Here is a 4,306-nt window from a genome sequence, read left to right on the forward strand (position 1 = left end):
CGCGAGGAGGGCGACGGCCGCGAAGGGGGCGAACGCCGCCACGTCCAGTACCGGCGCGGCGAGCGCTAACGTCCCCACGAGGGCGAATCCGCCCGCCCGACGGAGCCTCGGTTGCACACAGTCGGATATCGCAGACTCGCACTTAACCCTCCCGACATTGACTATCGCGTCGGACGGGCGGACGGACGCCGACGGACGGGCGTTCGCGCCCACGCCGCGAATCGGTGCCGTTTAGCGGCGGGAGGACGCTCTCCGTGGTGTGGGACTGTACGACGGCTACCTCGCCCTTCGACTCCGCCGCCACGAAGCCGACCCGCCGGCGCACGTCGCGGTGGTCATCACGGAACGTGACCTCCTCGAACAGGGGGCCTACGAGACGCTGGAGGACTTCCTCCAGTGGGCGTTCGAGTTCGGCGCCGAACGCGTCACCGTCTCGGTGAGCGTCCTCGACGAGGCTGTCGTCCCGACGCTGGAACGCGAACTCCGCGACGTCGAGTCGCCACGCCCCGTCGCCGTCCGCGGCCCCGGCGACAGGGAACGCGCCGACGAACCGGTGCAGGTGAGCATCGGCCTCGGCGGCAAGCGCGAGTTCGCCGACGTCGTCCGCGACATCGCCGACGACGTGGAGTCTGGCGACCTCTCGCCCGAGGACGTCGCCGCCGAACACGTCGAGGAGCGACTCGTCTTCCCCGACGAACCCGACCTGCTCATCAAGACCGGCGCGGAGCGTCTCTCGGACTTCATGATCTGGCAGTCCGTCTACTCGGAACTCTACTTCACCGACGTGAACTGGCGGGACTTCCGCAAGCGCGACTACCTGCGCGCGGTCCTCGACTTTCAGAACCGACAGCGGCGGTTCGGCCGATAGGCCGAATCTCGTCGGATTCGGTCCGCCCGCCGGCCGCGAACGCCGGCGAGCGCTCCCAAACGTTTGTGCGGGTCGCGGCGAAACTGGCCGGCATGGTTCCTCTGCCCACCGACGGCCCTCCCGGGGTGGGAGACGACGTCGCGACGACGGGGACGGGGCTCTCGAGACTCGTGGACGTGCAGAACCGGCAGTTCAAGGCCGTCTCCTGCACCCGGTGCGGGTACACGGAGTTCTACCGAACCGGCGAGTCGGACGCGCTCCTCGACCTGTTCTTGGGCTGAGACACGGTCGGACTCGGCGGCCTGTCGGGCCCCGTTGGACTGGGCTCAGTCCGCCGCTTCGGCGTCGCCCTGCCGTTCCAACTCGGCGACGACTTCCTCGGCCCCGGCCGAGGGCAACTTCTCCCGGAGGCGACTCGCGACGGTCTTGGCCTCCGCGAGTTCCGTCTCGGCCGCGGAGCGGACGAGCGCCACCGCTCGCTCCGTTCGGGTGCGCTGCCACGACTTCTCGCGGGACTCGTACGTGCGGAGGCCGCGGAGGAAGTCGACCTTGGAGAACTCGGGCCAGTAGGGGGCACAGAAGTAGACGGCCGCCTCGTTGCCGTTGGCGTGCCACGGGAGGAAGTTCGAGGTTCGCTCGTCGCCGCCCGTCCTGATGATGAGGTCCACGTCGCGGGCGGGTTGCCGGCAGAGTCGCTCGTCCACCTCGTCGACGGTGACGTCGTCGGGCGAGAGCGCTCCCGACTCCACGTCGCGGGCCACGTCGCGGACGGCGCCGAGCAGTTCGGCCCGGCCCCCGTAGGCGAGGGCGATGTTGAGCCGGAAGTTGTCGTAGTCGCTCGTCCGGTCCTCGGCGTAGTCGACGGCGTCGCGGAGGCGCGCCGGGAGGCGTTCCGTCTCGCCGATGGCGCAGATGCGGACGCCGGACTCGTGGACTCTGTCGGCGTCGGCGAACTCGTACAGTTTGTCCTCCATCAGGTCGAACAGGGGGTCGAGTTCCTCCTGCGGCCGGTCGAAGTTCTCCGTCGAGAACGCGTACAGCGTCAGTTCCTCGACGCCGGACTCGTCGCACCAGTCCAGCACCCGTTCGCTCGTCTTCGCGCCCTTCTTGTGACCGTCCGGGGCGTCGTCGCCGTGGCTACGGGCGTAGCGTCGGTTGCCGTCCTGAATGATGGCCACGTGTTCGGGACTGCTACCGAGTTCACGGCGCAGCATCCGCTCGTAGGCGCCGTTGAACTGCCGACGAAGCCACTCTCTCATTGGAGGTGAAACCGCACCGAGACGTATGATTCTTTTCGTTCTCGCAGCACGTCCGGGCGAGTCCGACGTTCTGCGAGTAGAGACAGTCTTTCTGAGGCAATTATTCGTGGCGGACGAATTCCGCCGGCGAACCGTCACCCGTTTATCTCTCGTCGGCTATCGTCCACGTATGAGCGAGACCGTAGACGATGACCTCTACAAGCGCACGCTTGCACTCCTCGAACCCGGCGACATCGAACTCGTCGGGGCCATCGTCCACACCGACCTCTCCGGGCAGGAGGACCTGGAGATGCAGGAACTCACCGTCGAGATAAACGAGGTCATCTCGGACCACGCCGAGAAGGGCGAGACGTACATCTACGCCGGGAACGACACGCCCGACTTCTCGTCGAACCAGTTTCAGGGGCTCACCATCGACGACGAGTCGTTCGTCTGGGAGTGCCAGCAACTCCTCCGCGGCGGGACGTTCGACCTCGTGTTCTACTACGAGGCGGGCGTCGAACAGGAGGCACTCGCGGCCGACCTGGACGCCCTCGACCACGTCGAACGCGTGACTCAGGTCCCGTAGGCGCGGTTCGGACGGTCCGGACGTGACGCGACGGCGGCGTCGATTCGTCCATAGCTAACCGCACCTTTTCACCCCGTCCGCACTCGTTTCGAGTAGTGAACGACTCGAATCGAGCGCCCGAACCCCCGGCTTCGAGACGCTTATCCTCGCGCACACCTGAGGGGCAATCATGAGCAGGGCCGACGTCGATAGAGCCGAGTTGACGACGCTCGACCGGGCCATCGTCAACGCCTTTCAGGGTGGATTTCCGGTGGTCGAACGGCCGTTCGAACCGGCCGCGGCGGCGCTTCGCGAACGCGGCGTCGAGGTGACCGCGGACGAACTCCTCGAACGGGTCCGCCACCTCGACGACGAGGGCGTGTTGACCCGCTTCGGCGCACTCGTCAACGCCGAGGAGATAGGCGGGACGCGACGCTGGTCGCCATGCACGCCCCCGAGGACCGGTTCGACGAGGTGGCCGAGCAGGTGAACGCACACCGCGAGGTTGCGCACAACTACGAACGCGAGCACCCGCACCTCAACATGTGGTTCGTCGTCAGCGTCGCCGACGAGGACCGCGTGGCGGAGGTGCTCTCCGAGATAGAGTCGGAGACGGGCCAACCGACGTACAACCTCCCCAACGCGCGACGAGTTCCGCGTCGAGGCGAAGTTCATGCTCGACGGGCCGGTGCCCGACGGCGACGTGGACCTGTCGGACCTCGGACCGGCGGTCGAACCCGAGGACCGCCGGACGCTGACGCCGGCCGAACGCGACCTCGTGTTGGAGATACAGGGCGGCCTGCCCGTCTCGGCCACGCCGTACGCCGACGTGGCGGACGCACTCGACGCCGACACCGAGTGGGTCGTCCGGACGATAAAGCGGTTCGACGTCGAGGGGAAGGTCCGTCGCGTCGGCGTCATCCCGAACCACTACGCCCTCGGCTACACCGAGAACGGCATGACCGTCTGGAACGTCCCCGACGACGTGGTGCAGGACGTGGGGCCCGCCGTCGCCTCGCTGGACTTCGTGACGCACTGCTACCGGCGGCCGCGGCACGAGGGCGTCTGGCCGTACAACTTCTTCGCGATGACGCACGGCCGGACCGAGGCGGAGAGCCGAGAACGAATCGAACAGGTGCGCGACGTGATGGCCGAGTACTGGGACGTGGACGACCGGACCACCGACGACGAACAGGGCGACTGGGACACCCTGTTCTCGACGCGCATCCTGAAGAAGACCGGAATCAGGATGGCCGAACGGGCCGACGCGAACACGGAGTAATCACGAGATGGTGGGGAACAGCACGGACGGCGAGGGGGACAGGACGAAGACGGACGACCGCAGCACAGAGACGGACGAACGCGAGTCGAATCAGGAGGCCGAAACCGAGTGATACCGCTGTACCACGACTTCACGGACGAACGCGTCCTCGTCTTCGGCGGCGGCCCCGTCGGCGCGCGGAAGGCCCGGCGGTTCGCCGCGGAGGCCGCGGTGACCGTCGTCAGTCCCGACTTCGAGGCCGAGGACTACGGCGACGCCGAACTGGTCCGCGCGGCACCGTCGCCCGCGGAGGTGCGAGACTGGGTCGACCGCGTCGAACCGTCGCTGGTGGTCGCCGCGACGGACGACGA

Annotated in this window: 5 protein-coding genes and 1 pseudogene; 5 read left to right on the forward strand and 1 reads right to left on the reverse strand. The window is 67.6% G+C overall.

Features of this window, described 5'->3' with window-relative positions:
* Window positions 1-259 precede the first annotated feature (259 nt).
* Window positions 260-868 (forward strand): undecaprenyl diphosphate synthase family protein, encoded by a 609-nt coding sequence (locus GJ632_RS19945; protein ID WP_089808549.1) that lies wholly within the window; start codon window positions 260-262, stop codon window positions 866-868.
* Window positions 869-960: 92 nt separating this feature from the next.
* Window positions 961-1,149, forward strand: a complete 189-nt coding sequence (locus GJ632_RS19950; RefSeq protein ID WP_191453849.1) for a zinc ribbon domain-containing protein — start codon at window positions 961-963, stop codon at window positions 1,147-1,149.
* A gap of 45 nt (window positions 1,150-1,194) precedes the next feature.
* Here GJ632_RS19950 and uppS read toward each other — a convergent pair whose 3' ends face one another.
* Window positions 1,195-2,127, reverse strand: coding sequence for a polyprenyl diphosphate synthase (uppS, locus tag GJ632_RS19955; RefSeq protein ID WP_191453850.1), 933 nt, complete (start codon window positions 2,125-2,127; stop codon window positions 1,195-1,197).
* A gap of 169 nt (window positions 2,128-2,296) precedes the next feature.
* Between uppS and GJ632_RS19960 the strand changes: the two genes are divergently transcribed.
* From GJ632_RS19960 to GJ632_RS19970, 3 genes and pseudogenes are all read left to right on the forward strand, one after another.
* A complete protein-coding gene (locus GJ632_RS19960) occupies window positions 2,297-2,695 on the forward strand; it encodes a DUF5778 family protein (protein ID WP_089808556.1) in 399 nt (132 codons plus the stop codon).
* A gap of 169 nt (window positions 2,696-2,864) precedes the next feature.
* A pseudogene (locus GJ632_RS19965) lies at window positions 2,865-3,956 on the forward strand (Lrp/AsnC family transcriptional regulator).
* A 108-nt stretch (window positions 3,957-4,064) separates the two neighbouring features.
* On the forward strand, window positions 4,065-4,306 hold a 242-nt coding region (locus tag GJ632_RS19970), incomplete at its 3' end, for an NAD(P)-dependent oxidoreductase (protein WP_343161283.1).

It is taken from the genome of Halogeometricum sp. CBA1124 (assembly GCF_009741955.1).
Lineage (GTDB): Archaea > Halobacteriota > Halobacteria > Halobacteriales > Haloferacaceae > Halogeometricum > Halogeometricum rufum.

Bases quoted from the DNA above. Each gene is read 5' to 3' on its own strand.
- GJ632_RS19950 (WP_191453849.1), top strand. From the start codon at position 961: ATGGTTCCTCTGCCCACCGACGGCCCTCCCGGGGTGGGAGACGACGTC.
- uppS (WP_191453850.1), bottom strand. From the start codon at position 2,127: ATGAGAGAGTGGCTTCGTCGGCAGTTCAACGGCGCCTACGAGCGGATG.
- GJ632_RS19960 (WP_089808556.1), top strand. From the start codon at position 2,297: ATGAGCGAGACCGTAGACGATGACCTCTACAAGCGCACGCTTGCACTC.